This window comes from Streptomyces glaucescens, assembly GCF_002154375.1.
Lineage (GTDB): Bacteria > Actinomycetota > Actinomycetes > Streptomycetales > Streptomycetaceae > Streptomyces > Streptomyces glaucescens.
Window position 1 is genome coordinate 1 of record NZ_MUND01001055.1, and the last position, 655, is coordinate 655.

Here is a 655-nt window from a genome sequence, read left to right on the forward strand (position 1 = left end):
CCTGACGGCACCCCGCGCGGCCCTCCGCGCGGGGTGCCGTCAGGACGGGCAGCTCGGCGGGGGTGAGGGTGGCGCCGGGCCAGCGGCCGGGAACCGCGCGCTGGGCGCCGCGCCGGCAGCGCGGGCAGTCGTCGACGTGCCGGACCAGCTCGCGGCGCAGCGCGGGGCTGAGCACGAGCTGGTGGTCGCCGCTGAGCCGGGCGACGCCCGGGCAGGTCCCGCTCTCGACGACGGCGAGCGCCGCGCGGGTCCGCTCGACCTCGCACGCGGCGGCGGCCAGCAGCTCACGGGCCGCGGCGGGCTCCAGACCGAGCACGGCGGCGACCTCTTCGGCGGCCAGGTGATGGCGTACGGCGAGTTCCAGCGCCTCGCGCTGTTCCGGGGTGGTGCCGGCCGCCTCCGGCCAGGCGAGCAGGGCCAGTTCGCGGCGGCGCTCCTCCCGCACCTCCTCGGCGACCGGAGGCGCGGCGGGCGGCCCGGTCCGCCGGCGGGCGGGGCTGTGGCGGCCCGCCGCGTGGGTGGCCTGACGTTTCTGCTTGGCCTCGGCCAGCTTGCGCAGACAGGCCCAGCGGGCCAGCGCGTACAGCCAGGCGCGGCGCTCCCCGGCCGCTTCGGGGGCGCGCTGGCCGCGGCGCTCGGCGACGGCCAGCACCTC

General features: G+C 80.6%; 1 pseudogene. It reads right to left on the minus strand.

The window, feature by feature from the left end:
* Positions 1-655, minus strand: a pseudogene (locus tag CCN42_RS40515) (hypothetical protein); the annotation flags it as partial.